The organism is Paenibacillus sp. E194, from assembly GCF_000935845.1.
Taxonomy (GTDB): Bacteria; Bacillota; Bacilli; order Paenibacillales; family Paenibacillaceae; genus Paenibacillus_B; species Paenibacillus_B alvei_B.
In genome coordinates this window covers 11399-32636 of record NZ_JMDX01000045.1, presented here as the reverse complement: position 1 = coordinate 32636, position 21238 = coordinate 11399, and the positions used below count along the sequence as shown (strand labels likewise).

The following is a 21238-nucleotide window of genomic DNA, read 5'->3' as shown; positions in this document are numbered from 1 at the left end:
TTCTCAACAATCTGAAAGACGGCGGTACGTATACCGCCGTCTTTTTTCGATTAATCATTGCTTTGTCCATTCAGATTCATATGCGATTTGCGATTCCATAAGGTTGACATCACAAGTGCGGCAAGCAGGATTACTGCTGCGAACATGTATGGCGCATTAATGTTCAGGTCGAATAAGAAGCCGCCTATGGCCGGCCCAGCAATGATACCTAGGCTTGTATAAGTAGAGTTCATTCCTGCGACAAAGCCTTGATTTTCTCCAGCCATTTTCGAGAGTAAGGAAGTGACGGCTGGACGAAGAATATCACAAGCGAAGAAGACAATGCTCGTCACAACCATAATGGCTAAGTAACTGCTTACGAATACCGTGGCTATGATGAATAATGCCGCTACAACGAGGGAAGCGTGAATAATATTTTTCTCCCCAAATTTCGCCACCATCTTCTCAAAGAACAGAATTTGCGCAACAACTCCTAGAATTGAGCCGATCGTAATAATGAATGCAATATCTTTGGCCGTAAATCCAAACTTCGCGTCAACGAACAGGCTGAACATCATTTCGTATGCTGCCAATCCAAACGCGAGCACAAACACGATGAGAAACGGTACAAAATAGACGGACTGCACTGATTTCTTCATTTCAGCAAAGAAGTTGACGCGAATATGTTGTGCACGGTTTTTCTCCATTTGCTCCTGAGATAGCGATTCTTGCAGCAGGAAGATGGAGAAGATTGCTGCGATGAATGCAAAGGCTGCCGCATACGTAATAACGGCTGGCATAATGAATGCATCACTAATACCGCCTAATATTCGCGATGCAAATAGAACCCAAGCTTGCGTTCCAATTCCGAACAAGATCTCTGAAAATGAAAATAGACATAACCCAAATACGATCATTTTCTTTCTCCCCAGTGTCTCTACCCAAGCCCCTGTAAATGGGGAGGCAAGCAGCTGAGCAAAAGCAAAAGCCGAAATCATATATCCGACCATTTGTCCGCTTAAGTGCATCTCCTTCGCAATGGAAGGCATGACAGGTACAGCAAGACCAATACCGACGTAAGCAATAAATAAATTAAACAATACGAGTGCTAATGACATTTTTTCTTTTGTGACTGTACTCATGCTATTCCTCACTTATTCAATTTTCTATCTTTCCCGTAGTGTGATCAGGTTTCGATAGCCGTTATTGTTCTTCCTCAGACCCCGTTATTACTCGGTTGATCTTCTTGACTGTACGAAGCATCTGTTCCAACTCCTCAAGCTTAATATGAGCAGAGAACTTTTGCACAATCGTCTCATCCGCTTTGTTAATGAGCTCCGCATATTTTGTTCCTTCCTCTCCAAGAAGAATAAAGGATTCGCGCAGATTATCTGGATTGCTCTCACGGATAATAAAGTGTCCAGCCTCCAATTTTGACAACACCTGACTAACCGCGCTTTTGGAAATCGAAAAGGCTGATGCAATCTCATGAGCAGTCGTCCGCTCATTACGCATAATAAACAGCATCGTATTTTCTTGTTGCACCGTTAATTGATAATCATCTATTTGTTTTGCTCCCTTGTTATAGACCGTGTAATAATCTTGAAAAGCATCATTGAGCTCGTTCATAACTCTTCGGTATTCCGCAATCATATCAATTCCCTCCATAGCGGTAGTATTCACTTCATCCTCAACCAGAATCAATTCAGTTTCATAGGATAAGTACATTTTAGTTTAGTTAAGTTTACTTAACTATATAGATGGAATATGCTATTGTCAATTCATTAATGGGGACAATGGATGAGGTTAAACGTCGATTGATAGAGTAAGTTGGTGATTCCAGCATACGATTGAGGTTTTTATGGAAATCAATTCATGCTATACTGATTTCGTTACTACAGATGAGGAGGCTAAAACATGTTGATAAACAAGTTCGATACATTGCTCTGTGCAAAGTCTTACCTATAAACAACGGCGGTTGTTTGTATAGAGCCAAGCGTGCTTGAACCGCCTTCATCCGTGACGGTGAGATATGTTTATATTGAGACTTTGCCACCTTACTATCTAACTAATATAAGGGGTAGAGTTATCATGAAATATGTCAACGCGGACATTTTACCAAAAGAACTGCTAAAGGAAGTACAGAAATATACGAACGGTGTCATGCTGTACATTCCGAAACGCGAGGAAGAACGCAGGGCATGGGGTACAAAAACCGGAAGCAGGAAGCTGCTGGCCTTCCGAAATCATGAGATTCGTAACAGATTTGCCGAAGGCGCAACAATCGAGCAGCTTATGGAGCAATATTTCCTGTCTTATGACAGTATTAAGAAAATCGTGTATGCCAAGTTAAAATAGATGAATACAATGCGCAAGCCACATCAGATTCCCGTCTGACGTGGCTTTTTCTGTGCAAAGAACGATTTAGATTTGTTTGCTGTCTAACATCTCTCCGGGCAGGTTGATAAAATTAAATTCAGCTGCACATGCGAGCAGCCAGACCTGATTATCGACACGGATAATAATTCCGCGAAAAGCTCTACGCAGGCATTGGTCGACTATATTACCATTAGGTTCGCCTACCCAAATGTGATCGGGAATTGATGCAGATTCATAGAAACGGAGAGGGTTCAAATGAAGATAGATGGAAAGCGTGTTCGTCTTTCAAGGGTTACTGCAGATGACTTAGATTTTATTTGTGGACTTGAGACGAACACCGGTATCTGGTTGTATGAAGAACAAGTTGAATCTGATAAAGAGAAAGTTAGGAACAAGTATCTTGAACAGATGAATTCAACATCCCAATATGATTTTTGTCATAACTAATGAAGTTGATGGAAAGGAAAATCCAGTTGGCTTAGCTCAAATATGTAGTTACTCCGAATACCGAAAAAGCTGGGAAGTCGGATATGCAATTATTCCGGAATTCATAGGGCAGGGCTATGGGTACGAAGCGATGAATCTATTACTTGAATTCACATTCCATCAATTACGAGCTCATAAAGTCGTAGGCATGTGTAATTGTCACAATGTGAAATCCATGAATTTGATGGAGAAGTTAGGAATGAAAAGGGAAGGGACTTTCAAAAAAGAATTAATGTGGAAGGGCCAATGGGTTGACCAATATTTTTATGCGATACTCGATACCGAGTACATACAAGAAGCGAACACATCTATATAAGTTGAACTAATCTTTTTTCACATTAAAATCCTCTATTCTCGCAGATAAAAATCCTTTATTACACAAACGCTCCTTTAACAAAACAATGGAGGGTTTTATGCTGCCAGAAATGGTGTTTTATAGCGTGATATGTAAAGATAGAAAATTGAATTAGGGAGAGTACGGATGACATTCGATATTTTTGAGGGGAATTTAGAAAAGTATGCGGATCCTCTACATTATGATGATTTGTATAATAATTACAAAGAAGATTTAGATTTTATTCAGGAGTGTGTGGAAAAGACAACACACCCGATTATTGAATTAGCATGTGGTACAGGAAGATTAACGATTCCATTGGCAAAAAGAGGATATGCAATGTATGGGGTTGATATTCATCAAGGAATGCTTAATTTAGCCATTGAGAAAGCAAAAGCATCCTATGTAAATATTCACTTCTCAAAACAAGACTGTACCCAATTAGATCTGCCAATCAAATCACCATTTATTTTTATGGTAGGGAACTCCTTTCAGCATTTTTTAACAAATGAAAGCCAGAGTGCTTTGTTAAAATCAGTTAAATCTCATTTAATGCCAAACGGTGAGTTCATCTTTGATACTCGTAATCCAATACTAGAGGAATTAGCAGTAATTGATGAAGAAGAAAAAACTTATACCAATGCCAATAATCAATTGGTGGTTGAGAAACATCGTGATGTTTACAATCATCAGACTCAAGTTATGCATTGCACTACAATTCAAAATACCATCGTGAATAATATGAATACTATCAAGGAAGATTCGATTTCTTTACGTTACACATACCCGATGGAAATACAAAGACTGCTTTCTGAACACGGACTTTGAGTTAATTTCCATGTATGGTTCTTGGAAAAAGGATTCTTTTACTAAAGATAGTAAATCTATGGTTATTCATTGCCGTCTTACATTTTCCTGACGCTATCCCTTGATTGGCTTTACAAAATGCATTCTTTATTCTTATTTGCGATAGAAACGTATTGAACCAACATGAAAAAAGTGCCCTCTTGACGAAGGCACTTTTTGTCATGCAGCTGGCAATCCGTCGAATTCCATTTAACCCAGATGCTCAATCAAGTTTGCGAGCGGAACCTCTTGCTCCTGTTCTGGATCGTCAAGTGGGTAAATTCGAGCCGATTCGTTGTCGGAATCTACATGCTGAATATAGACTTGTCTTCCGTTGTAGGTTACGTTAGCCAGCATTGGAGAGCCTGCGATCTCTTGCGCGCGTTGTGTGTTCATGCCGATACCTCCTGCAATCATCATCTATACACTAGTGTGTGTAAATGAAATGGAAATTAATCGGAATGAAGCTCATCATCATCTCAATGGCTTGCCTTCTTTATAATAATAGTGCGGATCGAGGATGATGAAGAAAATATGAACGCCTGGATATCCTCGCTCTTGCAACATTTGGTCGATGCTGGCGGCAACGGCGTCATGCGTTTCTTTGTCCCGTTGGAACATCATAATTTCGACCGAAAGTGGAGTGTTCGTAATAATATGAACGTTCAGTACTTCAATCTTGACCTTCTCCTGCTCCACGAGAACAATCGAGGAAAATTCCTCTACTATGTCTGGTGCGATCTCTTCCACGAAGGCATCTGGAAAAGCTTTAAATCGAATGTATGGCATATAATTCCCTTCAATCTGTTCTAATGTTCAATATTGTGATTTTAGGCGCAAATCGATGGAAAAGTCAATTCCCTTGTATCGAAACGATGCACAATCCTTATTTCTGCAGCAGGTTGTGAATCGATCGCGGCAGTTGCGGAATCAACTTTGTGTTTTACGATCTGGATGGCAATAAATTCGATGTCAATGAATGCGTCTCGATGCATCGCTCACCAGAAGAAGTGGATAGAGTAAAGGCTCATTTATTTAATCCTATTAACAAATAAACATGATTCGCTTCGATCCTGTTTGAACAAACAGGATCTTTTTATTACACTTAAGAGATTCATAGCATAAGACAGAGAAGACAATGACGCAACGGGAGCGAAGAAATGATGGAGAGACAATCGATGAGGACTCAATTGATGAATGTACTTAACGTGGTTAATCTTGGTGAGAAGTTAAAGTCTGAACTGCGGCACAGCTGGCTGTCGAACGGCAGACAGGAGAGCGTGGCGGAGCACACGTGGAGAGTATCGCTCATGGCCATGCTGATTGAGCCGTATTTAGATCAAGAAATCGATACCGCCAAAATGCTGAAAATGATCATTATTCATGATTTAGTGGAAGCAGAAGCAAAAGATATTCCTGCATTCGATACAATGAACAACGAACAATTGCGAGAGCAAAAGGCTCAGAATGAAATGAAGGCCATACAACGAATTCGGGAAACATTGAAAGGGGATCTAGGGCGAGACGTATATGACCTGTGGATCGAATTTGAACATAAGCAAACGTATGAAGCCAAGGTTGCAAATGCTTTGGATAAACTAGAGGCTCAAATCCAACACAATGAGGCGGATATAAGCACATGGATTGAAATCGAATACGAGATGAGCTTTATGATGGGGAAGCATACCGACTTTAGCCCTGTATTGTCCCAGTTGAAAGAACTCATTGAAGAGGAAGCAGAGAATAAATTACGACGTGCAGGTATTGATGTAGACAATAGGAGGAATCGAAAGACATTGTAAAGAAAACGAAAGGAATAGCCACGATAAGGGGGGACCGATTTGAAAGAAAAAAAAGCACTGCTTGCTGGAGCGAGTGGGTTAATTGGAAGTGAATTGCTGCCTCTTCTATTACAATCGGACTCCTATGATCAAGTTACTGCGATTGTAAGAAGACCGCTTGGATTGGAACATCCGAAGCTGAAGGAAATTGTATGTGAATTTGATCGGCTTAAAGAGATTCAAGATCAGTTGGTTGCGGATGACGTCTTCTGTAGTCTCGGGACAACGATAAAGAAGGCGAAGACGAGAGAAGCGATGCACAGAATCGATGTCGACTATCCGTTCTCCATCGCCAAGCTGGCCAAATCAAAGGGAGCACGCCACTTTCTTGTTGTCAGTTCAATGAATGCGAATATCCATTCGCCATTTGCTTATTCCAAAATGAAAGCGCAGCTTGAGCTTAACCTACAAAGCATTTCTTACGAAGCCTTGTCTATCTTCCGGCCATCGCTGTTGTTAGGAGAACGTACTGAATTCAGATTTGCAGAGAATCTGGCCGTCAAGACAGCAGGCGTCATGTCCGCATTGTTCAGACGACCAATTTCTAGCCGATTGGCAATTGAAGCGAAAATCGTAGCGCAAGCGATGATCCAGGTTGCGAATCAAGCTCGCACAGGGGTTGCTATCTACACACCGAATCAAATAAAGAGCGCGGCAAAATGAATACGTCACATAACTCCGGGGGACTAAGGATATAAGCTATTTTAATGGGATACAGATACACATCATCTAAAAATGATAATGACCCCAGTACGCCAATGCGTTGGTGGGGTCATTTTGTGTGTTCAATTCTTGGAAAGCTATATTGCTTCTTCCACTCAAAAGCTTAATTACTTACTTGATCGATTTAGCATATTCAGCGGATTTCGTACCCGCTTGACGACCGAAGATAATGATCTCCGCAACGGAGTTACCTCCGATTCGATTCTCGCCATGCAATCCGCCTGTCACTTCACCTGCAGCGTACAGTCCTGGGATAGGCTTGCCGTCCTTGTCCAGCACTTCTGTATTCGTGTTGATTTTTACGCCACCCATGGTGTAGTGAATCCCTGGGCCGATTTTGATCGCATAGAATGGGGCAGCTGACAATTCATGATCCATCCCCGTTTTTCTGTCGAACTCCGCGTCTTTCTTATTTTTCACCGCACTGTTCCACGTATCGAGCGTTTTTTGCAGCTCTTCAGCCGGTACCTTAATTTCTTCTGCCAGCGCCTTGATCGAGTCTTTTGTTTTGACAAAGCCCATCTTTTCGTACTGTTCGATGGCTTTTGCTCGTGAGCGGACACCCGCGTCAAATATAAGGAACGCGTTTTTCTCTGGCAGCTTTGTAATCGCAGCCGTTACACTGTCTCGGGCAGCCATCTCGTTAACGAATCGCTTCCCTTTGCTCGTAACGAGAATCGCACCTTCGCCGCGCACAACTTCACCAATGAGGTAGGAGTTTTCCTGCTGTACGGTAGGATGCACCTGAATTTGCTTCAAATCAACCGTAGTTCCGCCCATTTTCTCAACCATAGAGATGCCATCGCCTGTGCTTCCCGGTTGGTTCGTTGTGACATAGCCTTTCAGGTCAGGACGAACTTCAGCAATGCGATTCATGTTGGCTCCAAAACCACCAGCTGTTATGACGACCGACTTTGCTGCAATCGTTTTTTCTCCATGCTGGCTGAATCCCACCTTCACTCCGGTTGCTTTGCCATTTGAACTTGTAATTTCTTTAACATCCGCATTTACAAATACCGGGATGCCTTTTTCTTGGACATTTTTAAGCAATCCAGTCACGAGATATTGGCCCACGGCTGAACCGTCTTTGGGACGGTGCGTCCGCTTCTCGCTCATGCCCCCGGTAATGGTTATATTGTTAAGTGTGATCCCGATAGAATCAAGCCAATCGATTGCTTTGGCCGAATTGTCTACGAAGAAGTGGAGCATGTCCTTATTGTTCGTGTTATGTCCGCCTTTGAGCGTCTCTTCATAAAATAAGTCATTTTTATCCGAGATGCCTTGTTCCTTCTGGAACTTCGTTTCTGATGCATTCATACCCGATGATGCTTTGCTTGTATTGCCGCCTGCAACCGGCATTTTCTCAAGAATGACGGGATTCATTCCCGCCGCCTTCGCCTCAAGCGCGGCAGTCATGCCAGCACCGCCCGCGCCAACGATGACGATATCGTAGCTATCCTTCAATTCCTCAAGCGGGGTATACTTCGCCACTGAAGCACCTGATGTGGCATCTTTTTTCCCCTTATCCTTCTCTTCTTGTACATTTTCGTTCTCGCCCGCATTTGTCTCGGGCTTCTTGCTTGCATTCCCACAGCCTGAAATCATAAGCAGCATAGAGAGCAAGAGAATCATGACGATGGTTGATTTTTTTTTGCATGATGCGCAATCCTCCACGATGGAATCTGTTCTTGTCACTTGGATGAGACACCCTATATCGAACTAAGCGTTTTATCATATTTAGCATGTCATTTTCAGCTTTATATTATTTATGAACATCCGTAACGAAGATGGGGAGACATGCACGATAGGAGTTGACTTTGCCCTTAGGGGAAGAGGTACAGTGGAGTTGAACAAAGAACGATATACAATCCATACTGATGACTGGATAAAAGATAAAGAATGGAGGTTATTTCTTGTTATCAATTGGAGAATTCTCGAAAATATGCGGAGTATCGACCAAAACGCTTCGATATTATGGTGAAATCGGATTAATTAATCCTAGTGAGATTAATCCTGAAAACGGATATCGGTATTATTCTATTAAGCAGCTTTCAAAAATGCTTTTCATTAACCGTTTGAAATCTTATCACTTCCCACTGGAGGAGATTAAAGACATGCTCGTGTGGGAGGAGAATGATTCAGAAGAAAAGTTATGCGATTCCCTGAACCGCAAGCGAGAGGAATTGCAACTCAAAATCCAAGCATTAAAACTCACGCTTGCACAAATGAATCATGATATTTCAAATTTAGATGAGGGCGTATCGATCATGTCGTACCTTGATCATATTGAAGTGCAGCTTGTTGAGACTCAGCCTATGAATATTTTGTATATGCGTCGGATGATGAGCAGCGATGACTACGCTGCAGGATATGGCAAGTATTTTGGCTTGCTCTATGAAAAAATTGCCGCCGATCATCTCACAATGACGGGCACACCAATGACGATTTATCACAGTCCAGAATACAACCCCGCGGGCAACGATACAGAGTTTGCTATTCCGATTCAGGAAGCGGTTAAGGGGTCAAGAGATTTGCCGGAAGGACTATGCGCAAAGTCTGTCGTGAGGGGGCCATATGCGGAGTTAACTTCGGTATATGCCAAGTTAAGGGAGTGGGTAGAAAAAGAAGGTTATGCACTAGTGAACTCCCCCTATGAAGTCTATGTAACTGATCCAAATCAAACCGCTGAGCCTGAGGCAATGGTTACCGAGGTGTATTTTCCTGTCAAGAAAAGATAGAATCTGAATCTGTCATCATACTTAATGTGATTAAACAAATTAACGAGGATAGTGCTCTTGAAGGAGTTGCGATATGAATAGAAATGACATAACAACTACAGAGTGGCAAGTTGAAGTCCCATCTGTCTTAGGAATGGATGCTAATACGTTATCAACGCTTGAACCTATCATAATATCAGAGTATAGCAATTTAAACGGGATTGTCATTGCGAGACATGGATTCATTGCTTACGAAAGGTATTTCAATAGCTTCGGCCCAGACGATACGCACCATGTAGCCTCGGTAACGAAAAGTGTGCTCTCCACGCTGATAGGAATTGCTATAGATGCAGGCTACATTCAACATATAGACCAGAGGGTTATCGATTTCTTCCCTGAATATGTGCCTGATACGGGTGACAGTCAGAAGCGAGAAATCACCCTTCGTCATCTTCTCACGATGACGGCTCCTTATACATTTGAGGACTGGCGGGAGCCGCTAGATAAGATGTGTATGCAGTCTAACTGGACGATTTATACGCTGGATATGTTAGGGCATAACGGAAGTATTGGAGCTTTTAAATATTCAACGGCAGGGGCACATTTACTATCGGCCATCATTACACGCAGCACAGGACAGAGTGCCCAATCGTTTGCCAACGAACGATTATTTGCACCCATCGGCATGAGCATAATTCCTGATTTTGAAATGAAGGAATATGACTTTGAGCATTTATTCGGGAAGAAGGTAATAGGGTGGGTGAAAGACCCGGATGGCAACTCTACAGGAGGGTGGGGACTTACATTAAGTCCCCGTGATATGGCTCGGTTCGGTGTTCTGTATTTGAAGCGTGGCATGTGGGACAATCATCAAATCATATCAAGCTCATGGATTGATGAATCAATAGCGATGAACCTCAATCATTACGGTTATCTATGGTGGCTGCGTGAAGAGGATGGGATCCTTGCTTACATGGCACTAGGCGATGGCGGCAACGTTATTTGCTGCGTTCCAGATCAAGATCTAGTCATCGGCATTGCATCTGAATTCATCACGAATCCTCGGGATAGATGGCCACTGATGAAGAAGATTATCTCTGCAGTAATAGACTAAGTAAGTTTGAAACTTACGGTTTCACATTCTCCAAGCTATTCTCGAACATATCAATGATTTCAAGGAATCGTTCAGCTTCACGAAATACATGGTCGGCTAGCAATGGATGAATAATGCTCTTGATTTTACATGCATCGATCAAGTCTCTCGCCGTCTTTTTGAAATCACGCAGGGAAGTTACCGAGACGCGGTTCTGATCCAGAAATTGTTCCAATAGCGGCTTCGTCTGCGATTGTGGTCGCATGTGATCTAAATCAATCGCTTGATAGAGAAGCTGGTCAAAGTCATGACTAAAATTGCGGGCTTGCTCAACTAATTGGCGTTCAGATGGATCAAGCAAATGCCCAATAAACTTCGCATGATCGGCCATGATTTTCAAGAAGAATACATTTTCATTAATGATTGCATCGGGGAGCGGATCCAACTGACCACTGTTCAGCTGTTCCATACGATTTCTGAAATAGTTGGCTTCCCTGCTCGTATGATCAATAAGTAAGGGGAAGTTATTCGCGCCTGGCATTTGGCAAGTGAGCACAAAGCCGAGTATTTTGCGTTTGAAGGCCCAGATGTACGCCGCTGCGTTACGCACTTCTGTGTTAAAACGAACAATTTGTTGTGGATCTGTATCTTCCTTATAAGCATGCGATTGATTTTCTATCTGCTCAAATAAGGAATAGAACTGGTTCGCTTCATTGATAAGCTGTGTATCCTCACATCTAAATCCTAACTTTAAAAACAGGGAATGTTCCTTCATAATGCGCGACCAAAAACGTATTTCGTCTAGCGAGCGCGAGACAAATAAGTTCGACATAAGGCACACCTCCAATGGGTCAACAATGTCTTTAGTTCATCGTATTCTCTGGCTTTCAGAATATGTAATAATTCAAACATAGGAAATGAATATTAGCGCAAGTATTAATTTGCAGGTATTGAATGAACATGTATGTAAATAAACAAGAAATGAGCTGAAGTACCAAGAAGAGCTTGAACCATCAAGCTCTTCTTTTTGTTGAACTTAGAGCACAGGATGTGGTTCTTCGCCTAAAACAGAAACTGGAACCTATCGCTAATGTTATCCTTTCAGGAAAAGTTCGTTATAATAGACTCAGGAAGTGAGGAAAGGAAATCAAGTATGAAAAAAGTCATCGTTGTAGGAGCAGGAATTCTTGGGGCATCGACCGCTTACCAGTTGGCTAAGTTCGGAGCGGATGTCCTTATTGTAGACCGCAAGGATCAAGGACAAGCTACAAACGCTGCAGCAGGGATTATATGTCCATGGCTGTCACAGCGACGCAATAAAGCTTGGTACCGATTAGCGAAGGCCGGAGCCCATTTCTATCCACAGTTAATCCAGGAACTCCAGAACGAAGGGGAGACGGATACGGGTTATGCGCAAGTGGGAGCTCTCTGTATACATGAAGATGTTGAGAAGCTCAACAAAATGGAAGAGCGCGCATACGCGCGTAAAGAAGATGCACCAGAAATCGGGGAGATTCAACAGCTTGATGAAGCAGCGACACAGGAACGATTTCCTCTGTTGGCTGAGGGCTATCAATCCGTACATATAAGCGGTGCCGCTCGAGTAGACGGTCGTGCGCTTCGTGATGCTCTGCTCCGATCCGCTCAAAGAAATGGTGCTGTCTTCATAAATGGAGATGCCATGCTTCAATATGAGTCGAATCGTGTTACAGGTGTAACCGTAGGTGAACATAGCTACACATCTGAGCTTGTAATCGTATGTGCAGGAGCATGGGCCAATCCGCTTTTTCAGCCATTAGGACTTGACTTTCAGGTAGGATATCAGAAGGCGCAAATCATGCACTTGCGAGTTCAAGGGGAACACGACACTGGCAGCTGGCCATTAATTATTCCGCCTTCTGATCAATATTTGCTTACCTTTGACCAACAGAAGATCGTGATTGGAGCCACACATGAAAATGATGTCGATGGTTATGATACGAGAGTTACAGCAGGGGGAGTACAAGAGGTTCTGAATAAAGGATTGCACTTGGCACCACAGTTGGCGGACAGCACAATGGAGGAGATTAGAGTCGGATTCCGCCCATTCACACCTGGCTTCCTCCCCGTTATTGGCGCTATTCCCGGCTGGGATGGGCTCATTGCAGCCAATGGGCTAGGATCATCTGGATTGACGGCAGGTCCTTATTTGGGTAGCCAACTTGCCAAAATGGCACTGAATATGGAGCTCGATATCGATCCGACTGACTATGATATTCGAAATGCAATTGAATCGGTCTAATGCTTACAAGCTAACAATCAATGGATATAATCATGATACCAAGTACACCTATCTCTGTAGCTGCCTTCGTCTGCGAAGGCAGCTTTTTCGTGTTGAGAAGTAGTCCGCGTAAAATACGTAACCCAAAATATTCTTGTACGTATAATGATAATAAATGTTGACGAGTTGACGCATGCACAACGAACAATCTTATCGAAGTCGAGGGAAGACACCTGATGAATGAAGCACTTATCGATCATGCCCATACCGCATACCGGCATGCTGAACAGCGAGCAGCGCAATATTTTGCAGCGTTGTATGAACAGACAGCTACGAAGACTTACGTGACTAAGTTAACAGAGGATTTTCGTTTATGGAAGAAGGGTCATCTTCCTCGTTATTCATGGCTTTCTCTTATTTCGAAAACTAGGAAAAGGCCAACTACGAAAGAGTACAACAGGTATATTCAATGGTTGAATCAAACTGGCAAGCTAGATGATTACTTGGATCGAAGCGTATCCTACATGTACATGAGAGATCTGGGCAAGCCACTAGATTCTCCTGACATACGCGCTCGAGTGAAACGCCTCGCTGCCGATATCAAGCAACAGATTATTTCCTCTCAGGAAACAAGGGGCCTGAATCATCCTCCAGAATTGATGAGCTTATCGGGATTGTATCGATGGGCCCAGAAGGAGGGGATTGAAGAAGACGTCATTTGGGTCATCAACAAGCTAAGTGCTGTATCCTCTCATATTCCGAAAGAGATGAATGCAGAGCATGCCCAGCGCAAGCTGATTAAGATCATTCTCGGGGTAGTTCTGAATATGAAGGAAGAGATAGATGATAATGCGCCCCCAGCAGACCGCGCTAAGCTGCTCGGTGATGCAATCAGACTGGGATATAGCTATGGTTTGACCTATCCGTTCATTGACGATCTTCTGGATTCTGGAGCATTATCGGCAGAGGAACAAGTACAATATTCACATATGATTCGAGAGGCATTGATTACTGGAATCGTTCCGGAGCTCGGAACGTGGACGGGAAAGCACACAGATATGTTCCAATTTATCCACTCTGAGCTGTGCGAGGCGTTCACCTATATTAAGGGTTATCAAAATCCACAGTCTGAGAACACTTTTTTCGAACAATCCTATGTGTTTTTTCATTCCCAGGACATTGATCGTGTCAAGGATCTAGCAAATGCAAATTATACGAATGAAGAGCTCTATATCCCAATCATCTTAAAATCATCATCTTCCCGCATAATCGTCCGTTCGGTTATCCGTGCACCTGAGGATTCCGGGTTCGAACACCGGACATTCTATTACGGAATCTATAATCAGCTGGCGGATGATTTCGCGGATATGTTCGACGATATGCAGGACGGAGCCGTAACGCCCTTTACGTATTATTTGAAGTATCATCAACAACGGCCTGATTTACTTAATCCGTTCGAATTGTACTGGTCAGTGATCTCCCATATTATCCATCATGTCCATCATTCTGATGCTGCGACGCGCGAGGTCATATTGGATCGGGCAATCAATGGCTTGAAGCGCTGCAGAGAACGGGTAGGGGAAGCGAAGTATGAAGAAATCATGGATATATTCGACTTCAATGAACCGGCCTTTCATTCTCTTGTGCAACAGATGGTGCAGAAAGCGGACAACGTGGATTTCTTCGATAAACTGCTTCGCGATCAGCTCGTTATCCAACTCGCGAACAATCGGAAGGAGAAGGAACACTTCCATGCTTCGATTGCGACAATTCGACAAGAGATTAACAGCATACTGCACATCAACAAGCCTAGCTCGCTTCCGATTGAAGATTCGCTCTTCGACGCAGCCAATTACAGTCTCGCAGGTGACGGGAAACGATTACGCCCTATATTAACTTGGGTCATGGGTGTGAACGAATATGGGCTGCAGCCAACTGCCATCCTACCGCTGCTTCGATCATTGGAATATATGCATACGGCTTCCTTAATCTTCGACGATCTTCCGTCTCAAGACAATGCAGATACGCGCAGAGGAAGACCGACGCTGCACCATGTATATAATAGTGCCACTGCGGAACTTACGGCTCTATTGCTAATCCAGAGATCGATTCAAGAGCAATCATCACTAGATAAATTCGATGCTGCTACTGTTCTGGACTTAATTCGGTATTCGGCGTGCAAGACAGAAGAATTGTGCAGAGGCCAAGCGATGGACTTGCAGTCAAAAGGAATGCCGCTGACGTTAGAACAATTGAATGCAATCTGCTTCTACAAAACAGGGGTCGCCTTCGAGGCATCGCTGGTCATGCCTGCAATTCTGGCCAAGGCTCCCGCAGCTGAGGTTGTGCTGCTCAAGAAGTTCGCGTATCACGCAGGCATTGCCTTTCAAATTAAGGATGACTTGCTTGATAAAGAAGGAGATTCATACGTGCTCGGGAAACCGGTAGGACAGGATGCGGGGAACAATAACTCAAATTTTGTGTCCATCCTCGGTGTGAATGAGGCAAGAAAGATGATGTGGGAGCACTATTGTCTTGCAGCAGAAGCGTTGCAAAAATTTCCTCGAAATAATGCATTTTTGAAGCATCTATTGAATTATTTCGTTACCCGGGATCGCTAATTCGGACATTACGTAATCATAATGTATATATAGAAAAAAGTTATAGACATTTTACCGCGTAAACCGCGGTTTTTTTATGCTCTATTTCGTCGTGAGGCCTTCTATTGAGCATCGATTCACGAAAGGGCATGCCCGAAAGTACATTCTGACTCTGCCCGCATGTACGATTTCAAATGTCTATTTGATCGCTATAATGACAGATATTCATGCTAGTAGAGGAAGGTGATCACACATGGCAGCGTTCTTGTATAAGCTTGGTATATCAGCTGCTCGTAACAGAAAGAAAGTCTTGTTTGGAAGTATAGCAGTACTTATCATCGCCGTATCAATTGGTCTTGGCATGGGAATTCATTTAAACGGTGAAATAACCATTCCTGGCACCAAATCCGAGGAAGCAATGAAAGTGTTGAAAAAGGAGTTTTCGGAAGGAACTGGCCCTGAAGGCGGCACAATTCAAGTGATTTTCAAAGCCCCTAAAGGTCAAACGCTTGCATCGAAATCCACGCAAAACATAATCGCCAAGACGCTAAAGTCTATATCAAAAGACTCCGAAATTGCATCAATCGTCAGCCCATACGAGGCAGGTACGATCAGTTATAAAAAAGAAATCGGATATGCGGTTATTACGTACAAATCCGAGGCTTTGCAAGTCACAGCTGCATCTAAAGAGCTCGTATTGAAAAGTGTGGAGCAGGCGCGTATTGAGGGCTTGCAGGCTGAACTCGGCGGAACCGTCGAATTCTCCGAGCTTGAAATTGGCGGGACGTCTGAGATCATTGGCATTATTGCCGCATTTATGATTCTGGCGATAACATTCACATCCTTGCTCGCTGCTGGTTTGCCTATACTGACAGCAATCATTGGACTTGTGATCGGGGTCATGTCCGTCATCATTGCCTCTAATTTTATTGAAATGGCATCATTCTCTTTGATTCTCGCCATCATGCTCGGGTTAGCAGTCGGAATCGACTATGGTTTATTCATTATTTCAAGATACAGACAAAATCTTGTTGAAGGCAAAAGCGTGGAGGAGTCCATTGCGCATGCAAACGCTACCGCAGGCAGCGCTGTTATTTTCGCCGGATTGACAGTTATCATAGCACTTGCCGGATTAGCCGTAACGGGTATTCCATTCATTACGGTCATGGGCGTGGCGGGAGCATTCACGGTACTTGTGGCCGTACTCATTTCCATCCTCGTCGTTCCTGCGCTACTAGGAATGGCAGGTGAGCGGATTCGTCCGAAGTCGAAAGCTGCCTCCATTCAGAATCCTCCTAAAGACAATGAGCACTCGAGTCGTTGGGGACGAATCGTTACGAAATATCCATTACCGACCGCGCTTGCAGGTATTTTGCTGTTAGGAGCAATAAGCCTCCCTGCACTGCATTTACAAACGGGTCTACCGGATAAGGGCACTAAATCGATCGACACAACGGAACGCCGCGGGTATGATTTAATAGCAGAAGGATTTGGGCCTGGTATGAACGGACCGCTCGCTATTATTCTTAAGGCGGAGAAAACAGACAACGTGCAAGCGACATTCGCGAAGATAGGAAAGGAACTAAGCAAGCTGCCAAATGTGGCAATGGCAACGCCACCCGCTCCGAATGCAACGGGTAAAGTAGCCATGGTAACAATTATTCCTGGAACCGAGTCAAAAAGTGAGAAAACAACCGATTTGGTTCATTTAATTCGCGATAAGGCGGATGAGTTTAAGCAACAGGATCAAGTTGAGGTTATGGTTACAGGTTCAACGGCAGTAAATATTGATATCACCGAAAAATTAAATGAGGCTTTGCCTAAATTTGCAGCTCTGATTGTGGGACTTGCATTAATTCTTCTCATGATGGTATTCCGTTCCATCTTAGTTCCAATTAAAGCCGTGATCGGTTATCTTCTTACGCTTACAGCAACGCTTGGATTCGTCGTATTTGTCGTTCAAGATGGCAATCTGGCTAAGCTGTTCGACATTCCTGTAGCCGGTCCTGTATTAAACTTCCTGCCAATCTTGACTGCAGGCATTCTATTCGGATTAGCCATGGACTATGAAGTATTTCTAGTCAGCCGCATGCGCGAAGAATATAACCATTCAGGAAATGCGAAAAATGCTGTATTGTCCGGTCTTAAAAATAGCGGCAGCGTTGTAACGGCAGCCGGCCTTATCATGGTTGCCGTGTTTGCAAGCTTCATCTTCGTTGAAGATACCATGATTAAATCAATGGGCTTAGCATTAGCATTCGGCATCTTGTTCGATGCATTTATTGTAAGGCTGACAATCGTACCTGCGGTCATGACCCTAATGGGCCGCTCGGCTTGGTACCTGCCGAAATGGCTTGGACGCATATTGCCGAATATCGATGTTGAAGGCGAGTCTATTGAGAAAATATCGGAGCTAAAGAAAGAAGTCGTCTAAGTAAGATCGAATAGATATCTGATAGTTCATCATTGCCCAATCGTACATAAGGGGATCTTCCCTTATGTACGATTTTTTCATGTTTACAATAAGGGTATAATAGAAAATAAAATCGAAAACCGGAAAATGTTGATGTACTGGATAGAACGAAAGGGGAGGACTCATGGAAACGGGAAACGAGTTCAAGCAGAGGTCGCACATAAATCGATATAACGAATTACCCGATGCCATGTTTAATGCCAGAGTCCCGAGCATGACTTGGGTTTTTTTCATTTATTTCATATCTATGTTTGTACAGATATTACACGGGCCTTCATTTATTTCTTTATCCTTCTTTTCGGGATTGATGCTTCTCCACGCCTCATTAATTTGGCACTTCTCATCTCTTACGGCAAAATATCCTTGGGTCTACTTCATGATTCAAGGCCTAATTATTATGGGATGTGCGCTTATTATGGATCAGGCCCTATTTATGGTCTTGCTTGGGATGTATCCCGTGTTGACGGGACAAAGCGTTGGTGTCTACGATGACAGAAGTAAAATAGTAATGCTGTCCGTTGTGTATTATGTATTATTTCTATCGACTCTCTACATGATGGGGCAATCCGAATCAATGGTTTTAATGACGATCTTGTATGCGATGATGAACGTCATTCTCGTTTCGTTTGCCGATTTATTTTTAGAGCAGGTTCATGCTCGGTTCCGTACCCAAGCCTTTCTTGAAGATCTAGAACGCGCACATCGCAAGGTTGAGGAATTGACATTGGCTAACGAACGTCAACGAATGGCTCGGGATTTGCATGATACGCTGGCCCAAGGTCTTGCGGGTATTATTATGCAGCTGGATGCTGTCGATGCACATTTGACGAAAGGCAACTCCCAAAGAGCACAAGAAATCGTTCAACATTCCATGGTTCATGCGAAGAAAACGTTATCGGAAGCCAGGTTGGCGATTGATAATCTTCGATCCAAAACGTTTGCAACAGTCGACTTCTCGGATGCGATTCGCAACGAGGTAGAACGGTTTAAGAATGCCACCGGCATTCAAGTGCTTCTTGATATGAACATGAAGGGAAGCATACCTAAGTTGATGATGGAGCATGGACTTTACATAATAGGCGAATGTTTAACGAACGTTGCGCGGCATGCGGAAGCCAATCATGTGTGGCTATATGTTCGAATAGAGGACGGAAACATGAAGTTGGAAATCAAAGACGACGGGATAGGGATTGCTTTGAGTCAAAAGAATTCCTTAACTGGACATTATGGATTAATCGGCATAAAGGAGCGAGTTCGCATCTTAGGGGGAACACTTATTATAACGAATAATATTCCTCGCGGAACGCTGATTCAGATAGATACACCTGAGAAAAAAGGAGAGAACTCATGACTTACAACGTACTTATCGTCGACGACCATCTAGTAGTAAGAGAAGGGCTAAAGTTTATGATCGAGACGAACGATAATTATCAAGTCGTAGGAGAAGCAGAGAACGGATTGGAGACTCTCCGACTATTGGAATCTCTTACGCCCGATGTCATTTTGATGGACTTAAATATGCCTCAAATGAGCGGATTGGAGACGATGAAGGAGCTAAAAGAAAGGAACTTCGATATCCCCGTCGTTATATTGACGACTTATAATGAAGATGAGCTGATGATAAGCGGGCTGGAATTGGGGGCAAAAGGATACCTCCTGAAAGATACCGGCAGAGATCATTTATTCCGAACGATCGAATCCGCGGTTCGTGGCGATACGCTGCTGCAGCCTGAAATTATGGAAAGAGTATTCGCGGCAAGGAATAAAGGCCATGATGAGCGAGATACGTCCACAGAACAAACGGTGCTATCCGAGAAGGAACGAATCGTCCTTGAGGCCATTGCGCGGGGTTATCGCAGCAAAGAAATAGCCGGCGAAATGGGCATTTCCGAACGTACGGTCAAAGCTCATCTGACGAGCATCTATAACAAGCTAGGAGTGAATTCCCGATCTCAAGCAGTCGCCGTCGCGGTTGAACGGGGCATCATCCAGTTTTAAGATGCCTGAACAGCCAATTGATGAGCCTCACATTACATGTTGAAATTGAGCCGATCTCGCAGCATCAAAACGCCAATCGATAGTTTCACATCGATTGGCGTTTTTTTTGAGAATAAGGTATGAAACAATTCGAATTATGCATTCGCCTTCGGATTCAAAATCAACAGGTTGTGTCAACGGATACATCCGCTATTTAATCGTCGAATCGACTACCAGCGTTGTACACGCATTGGTAAATGAGTCAGCGTCTGCCCAGCGGCAAAAGGCGTCAGATTTTCCTCCAATTTGAATCCGGGTACCGGCTCAATACGTTGGAAATGATTCATAAACAATCTCAGACCAATGTGTGCCTCCAGCCGAGCGAGTGGAGCTCCAAGGCAGAAATGGGGGCCGTTTCCAAAGGTTAAATGCTGTTTATTATTTGGACGGTGAATGTTCAGTGTAAACGGATCCTCAAATACTGCCTTGTCCAAATTGGCTGCGCTCATCCAGGCGACGACGACATCACCTTTCTTGAGTTCCACTCCAAGCACATTGTTATCCTGTTTCACCGTCCGATCCATCCTGGTAACATGGAAACGGTAGCGGAGCATTTCTTCGACCGTGTTCGGAAGAAGCTCTCGATTGGCCTGTACCTCAGCATAGATCTGATCGTTATCATACAAAAAGGAATAGAACGTGTTCGCAAGCAGATGACTTGTCGTTTCAATGCCAGCTCCCAAAATGAACATGGTCATACGGACAATCTCATCATCTGTTAATCGATCGCCGTCGACTTCGGCCCGAATCAAATCCGAGATGATATCGTCGGTGAGATTAGTTCGTTTGGAAGCTACATGCGGGTAGAGATAGTTGTAATATTTCTGCGCCGCTGCCCGCTTCAATTCTTGGACATCCTCAATGTTGTCAATCGGAAACGGAAGGAACAGATGATCCACCCACTCCTTAAAGAGGAAGCGTTCCTCCGATGGGACACCAAGCAAATCTGCCATAACGATCGTCGGCAGCGCGCTTGTGAAGCTCTTGACGATATCAATGATCGGTTCGTCTCCCATATCCTCGATCAGCTTCCCCACCACTTGGTGGATTCGCGGCTCCCACAAGCTTAAACTTCTAGGTGTAAATGCCGCGGATAGCAAACTTCGGCTTTTACGGTGAAGCGGGGGATCCGAACTCAAATTGATTCGTTCAGGAGTACTGCCTACCTCATTGTCGGCCCCGACGCTGATTGTCGTTCTGACTCTCTCACTTGAAAAATACTCGTAATCGCTCAAAACTCTTTTGACATCTTCATACCGAAACACGTTCCAGGTATTCGTAGCTTCGTTGTAGTGAATCGGCTCATGTTCCAAATGATGTCTGTACCATTCAAAGGGTCTGAACTCTTCGACAGCTGATCGAAACCGGGTAATTTTAGCTGAAAGGATAATTTCTTTCTGCATGTTACTCCCTCCCAATTTGAATAATAAGGTTTATGTTCAAGTTAATAGAGATTAACCTAACATATAA

At 43.6% G+C, this 21238-nt stretch carries 20 protein-coding genes; 13 read left to right on the top strand and 7 right to left on the bottom strand.

Features of this window, described 5'->3' with window-relative positions; genetic code table 11:
* Positions 1-50: 50 nt before the first annotated feature.
* Together AZ66_RS08830 and AZ66_RS08825 are read right to left on the bottom strand one after the other, a co-directional pair.
* Entirely contained in the window at positions 51-1121 is a 1071-nt protein-coding gene (locus tag AZ66_RS08830; protein WP_044354503.1) for an MFS transporter, read from the bottom strand.
* 61 nt (positions 1122-1182) lie between these two features.
* Positions 1183-1632, bottom strand: a complete 450-nt coding sequence (locus AZ66_RS08825; RefSeq protein ID WP_044354502.1) for a MarR family winged helix-turn-helix transcriptional regulator — start codon at positions 1630-1632, stop codon at positions 1183-1185.
* 438 nt (positions 1633-2070) lie between these two features.
* Between AZ66_RS08825 and AZ66_RS08820 the strand changes: the two genes are divergently transcribed.
* From AZ66_RS08820 to AZ66_RS08805, 4 genes are all read left to right on the top strand, one after another.
* Positions 2071-2337 (top strand): CD3324 family protein, encoded by a 267-nt coding sequence (locus tag AZ66_RS08820; RefSeq protein WP_044354500.1) that lies wholly within the window; start codon positions 2071-2073, stop codon positions 2335-2337.
* A 276-nt stretch (positions 2338-2613) separates the two neighbouring features.
* Complete coding sequence (locus AZ66_RS32480) at positions 2614-2805, top strand: hypothetical protein (RefSeq protein WP_044354498.1); 192 nt, start codon at positions 2614-2616, stop codon at positions 2803-2805.
* Entirely contained in the window at positions 2786-3160 is a 375-nt protein-coding gene (locus AZ66_RS29700; RefSeq protein ID WP_231586789.1) for a GNAT family N-acetyltransferase, read from the top strand. The genes AZ66_RS32480 and AZ66_RS29700 overlap by 20 nt, the downstream gene beginning before the upstream one ends.
* 165 nt (positions 3161-3325) lie before the next feature.
* On the top strand, positions 3326-4006 hold the full coding sequence (locus AZ66_RS08805) for a class I SAM-dependent methyltransferase (RefSeq protein ID WP_052648447.1): 681 nt from the start codon (positions 3326-3328) through the stop codon (positions 4004-4006).
* 228 nt (positions 4007-4234) lie between these two features.
* On the opposite strand, the gene AZ66_RS08800 is transcribed toward AZ66_RS08805, so the two are convergent.
* Both AZ66_RS08800 and AZ66_RS08795 read right to left on the bottom strand, forming a co-directional pair.
* Positions 4235-4420 carry a small acid-soluble spore protein H gene (locus AZ66_RS08800; RefSeq protein ID WP_044354497.1) on the bottom strand — a complete coding sequence of 62 codons (186 nt, stop codon included), beginning with the start codon at positions 4418-4420 and terminating at the stop codon, positions 4235-4237.
* A gap of 78 nt (positions 4421-4498) precedes the next feature.
* Positions 4499-4813 carry a DUF1904 family protein gene (locus AZ66_RS08795; RefSeq protein WP_044354496.1) on the bottom strand — a complete coding sequence of 105 codons (315 nt, stop codon included), beginning with the start codon at positions 4811-4813 and terminating at the stop codon, positions 4499-4501.
* Positions 4814-5217: 404 nt separating this feature from the next.
* On the opposite strand from AZ66_RS08795, the gene AZ66_RS08790 reads away from it, so the two are divergent.
* The gene (locus AZ66_RS08790; protein WP_044354495.1) at positions 5218-5826 is read left to right on the top strand and encodes an HD domain-containing protein; all 609 of its coding nucleotides are present in this window, start codon (positions 5218-5220) and stop codon (positions 5824-5826) included.
* A 39-nt stretch (positions 5827-5865) separates the two neighbouring features.
* Positions 5866-6528, top strand: coding sequence for an NAD(P)H-binding protein (locus AZ66_RS08785; RefSeq protein ID WP_044354494.1), 663 nt, complete (start codon positions 5866-5868; stop codon positions 6526-6528).
* A 171-nt stretch (positions 6529-6699) separates the two neighbouring features.
* Here AZ66_RS08785 and AZ66_RS08780 read toward each other — a convergent pair whose 3' ends face one another.
* The gene (locus tag AZ66_RS08780) at positions 6700-8283 is read right to left on the bottom strand and encodes a flavocytochrome c (RefSeq protein WP_269433066.1); all 1584 of its coding nucleotides are present in this window, start codon (positions 8281-8283) and stop codon (positions 6700-6702) included.
* A 218-nt stretch (positions 8284-8501) separates the two neighbouring features.
* Between AZ66_RS08780 and AZ66_RS08775 the strand changes: the two genes are divergently transcribed.
* Positions 8502-9326, top strand: a complete 825-nt coding sequence (locus AZ66_RS08775; protein ID WP_044354493.1) for a MerR family transcriptional regulator — start codon at positions 8502-8504, stop codon at positions 9324-9326.
* Between the two features lie 73 nt (positions 9327-9399).
* Positions 9400-10419: a serine hydrolase domain-containing protein gene (locus AZ66_RS08770; protein WP_044354492.1), complete on the top strand. Its 1020-nt coding sequence runs from the start codon at positions 9400-9402 to the stop codon at positions 10417-10419.
* Positions 10420-10432: 13 nt separating this feature from the next.
* Here the strand turns inward: AZ66_RS08770 and AZ66_RS08765 are convergent, their stop codons facing one another.
* Positions 10433-11230, bottom strand: a complete 798-nt coding sequence (locus AZ66_RS08765) for a DUF2935 domain-containing protein (RefSeq protein WP_021262826.1) — start codon at positions 11228-11230, stop codon at positions 10433-10435.
* A 321-nt stretch (positions 11231-11551) separates the two neighbouring features.
* On the opposite strand from AZ66_RS08765, the gene AZ66_RS08760 reads away from it, so the two are divergent.
* The 5 genes from AZ66_RS08760 to AZ66_RS08740 all read left to right on the top strand — a co-directional run bounded on the left by AZ66_RS08760 (position 11552) and on the right by AZ66_RS08740 (position 19729).
* The gene (locus AZ66_RS08760) at positions 11552-12679 is read left to right on the top strand and encodes an NAD(P)/FAD-dependent oxidoreductase (RefSeq protein ID WP_044354491.1); all 1128 of its coding nucleotides are present in this window, start codon (positions 11552-11554) and stop codon (positions 12677-12679) included.
* Positions 12680-12894: 215 nt separating this feature from the next.
* Complete coding sequence (locus tag AZ66_RS08755; RefSeq protein WP_044354490.1) at positions 12895-15279, top strand: polyprenyl synthetase family protein; 2385 nt, start codon at positions 12895-12897, stop codon at positions 15277-15279.
* Between the two features lie 232 nt (positions 15280-15511).
* The gene (locus AZ66_RS08750) at positions 15512-17692 is read left to right on the top strand and encodes an MMPL family transporter (RefSeq protein WP_044354489.1); all 2181 of its coding nucleotides are present in this window, start codon (positions 15512-15514) and stop codon (positions 17690-17692) included.
* A 454-nt stretch (positions 17693-18146) separates the two neighbouring features.
* On the top strand, positions 18147-19082 hold the full coding sequence (locus AZ66_RS08745; protein ID WP_197081680.1) for a sensor histidine kinase: 936 nt from the start codon (positions 18147-18149) through the stop codon (positions 19080-19082).
* Entirely contained in the window at positions 19079-19729 is a 651-nt protein-coding gene (locus tag AZ66_RS08740; RefSeq protein ID WP_044354488.1) for a response regulator, read from the top strand. Before AZ66_RS08745 ends, AZ66_RS08740 begins: the two co-directional genes overlap by 4 nt.
* A 209-nt stretch (positions 19730-19938) precedes the next feature.
* On the opposite strand, the gene AZ66_RS08735 is transcribed toward AZ66_RS08740, so the two are convergent.
* Positions 19939-21171 (bottom strand): cytochrome P450, encoded by a 1233-nt coding sequence (locus AZ66_RS08735; RefSeq protein ID WP_044354487.1) that lies wholly within the window; start codon positions 21169-21171, stop codon positions 19939-19941.
* Between the last annotated feature and the right edge of the window lie 67 nt (positions 21172-21238).

Excerpts from the sequence above, each read along its gene's own strand:
- AZ66_RS08830 (WP_044354503.1), bottom strand. The coding sequence starts at position 1,121 with ATGAGTACAGTCACAAAAGAAAAAATGTCATTAGCACTCGTATTGTTT.
- AZ66_RS08825 (WP_044354502.1), bottom strand. The coding sequence starts at position 1,632 with ATGATTGCGGAATACCGAAGAGTTATGAACGAGCTCAATGATGCTTTT.
- AZ66_RS08820 (WP_044354500.1), top strand. The coding sequence starts at position 2,071 with ATGAAATATGTCAACGCGGACATTTTACCAAAAGAACTGCTAAAGGAA.
- AZ66_RS32480 (WP_044354498.1), top strand. The coding sequence starts at position 2,614 with ATGAAGATAGATGGAAAGCGTGTTCGTCTTTCAAGGGTTACTGCAGAT.
- AZ66_RS29700 (WP_231586789.1), top strand. The coding sequence starts at position 2,786 with ATGATTTTTGTCATAACTAATGAAGTTGATGGAAAGGAAAATCCAGTT.
- AZ66_RS08805 (WP_052648447.1), top strand. The coding sequence starts at position 3,326 with ATGACATTCGATATTTTTGAGGGGAATTTAGAAAAGTATGCGGATCCT.
- AZ66_RS08800 (WP_044354497.1), bottom strand. The coding sequence starts at position 4,420 with ATGAACACACAACGCGCGCAAGAGATCGCAGGCTCTCCAATGCTGGCT.
- AZ66_RS08795 (WP_044354496.1), bottom strand. The coding sequence starts at position 4,813 with ATGCCATACATTCGATTTAAAGCTTTTCCAGATGCCTTCGTGGAAGAG.
- AZ66_RS08790 (WP_044354495.1), top strand. The coding sequence starts at position 5,218 with ATGAATGTACTTAACGTGGTTAATCTTGGTGAGAAGTTAAAGTCTGAA.
- AZ66_RS08770 (WP_044354492.1), top strand. The coding sequence starts at position 9,400 with ATGAATAGAAATGACATAACAACTACAGAGTGGCAAGTTGAAGTCCCA.
- AZ66_RS08765 (WP_021262826.1), bottom strand. The coding sequence starts at position 11,230 with ATGTCGAACTTATTTGTCTCGCGCTCGCTAGACGAAATACGTTTTTGG.
- AZ66_RS08760 (WP_044354491.1), top strand. The coding sequence starts at position 11,552 with ATGAAAAAAGTCATCGTTGTAGGAGCAGGAATTCTTGGGGCATCGACC.
- AZ66_RS08755 (WP_044354490.1), top strand. The coding sequence starts at position 12,895 with ATGAATGAAGCACTTATCGATCATGCCCATACCGCATACCGGCATGCT.
- AZ66_RS08750 (WP_044354489.1), top strand. The coding sequence starts at position 15,512 with ATGGCAGCGTTCTTGTATAAGCTTGGTATATCAGCTGCTCGTAACAGA.
- AZ66_RS08745 (WP_197081680.1), top strand. The coding sequence starts at position 18,147 with ATGGATCAGGCCCTATTTATGGTCTTGCTTGGGATGTATCCCGTGTTG.
- AZ66_RS08740 (WP_044354488.1), top strand. The coding sequence starts at position 19,079 with ATGACTTACAACGTACTTATCGTCGACGACCATCTAGTAGTAAGAGAA.
- AZ66_RS08735 (WP_044354487.1), bottom strand. The coding sequence starts at position 21,171 with ATGCAGAAAGAAATTATCCTTTCAGCTAAAATTACCCGGTTTCGATCA.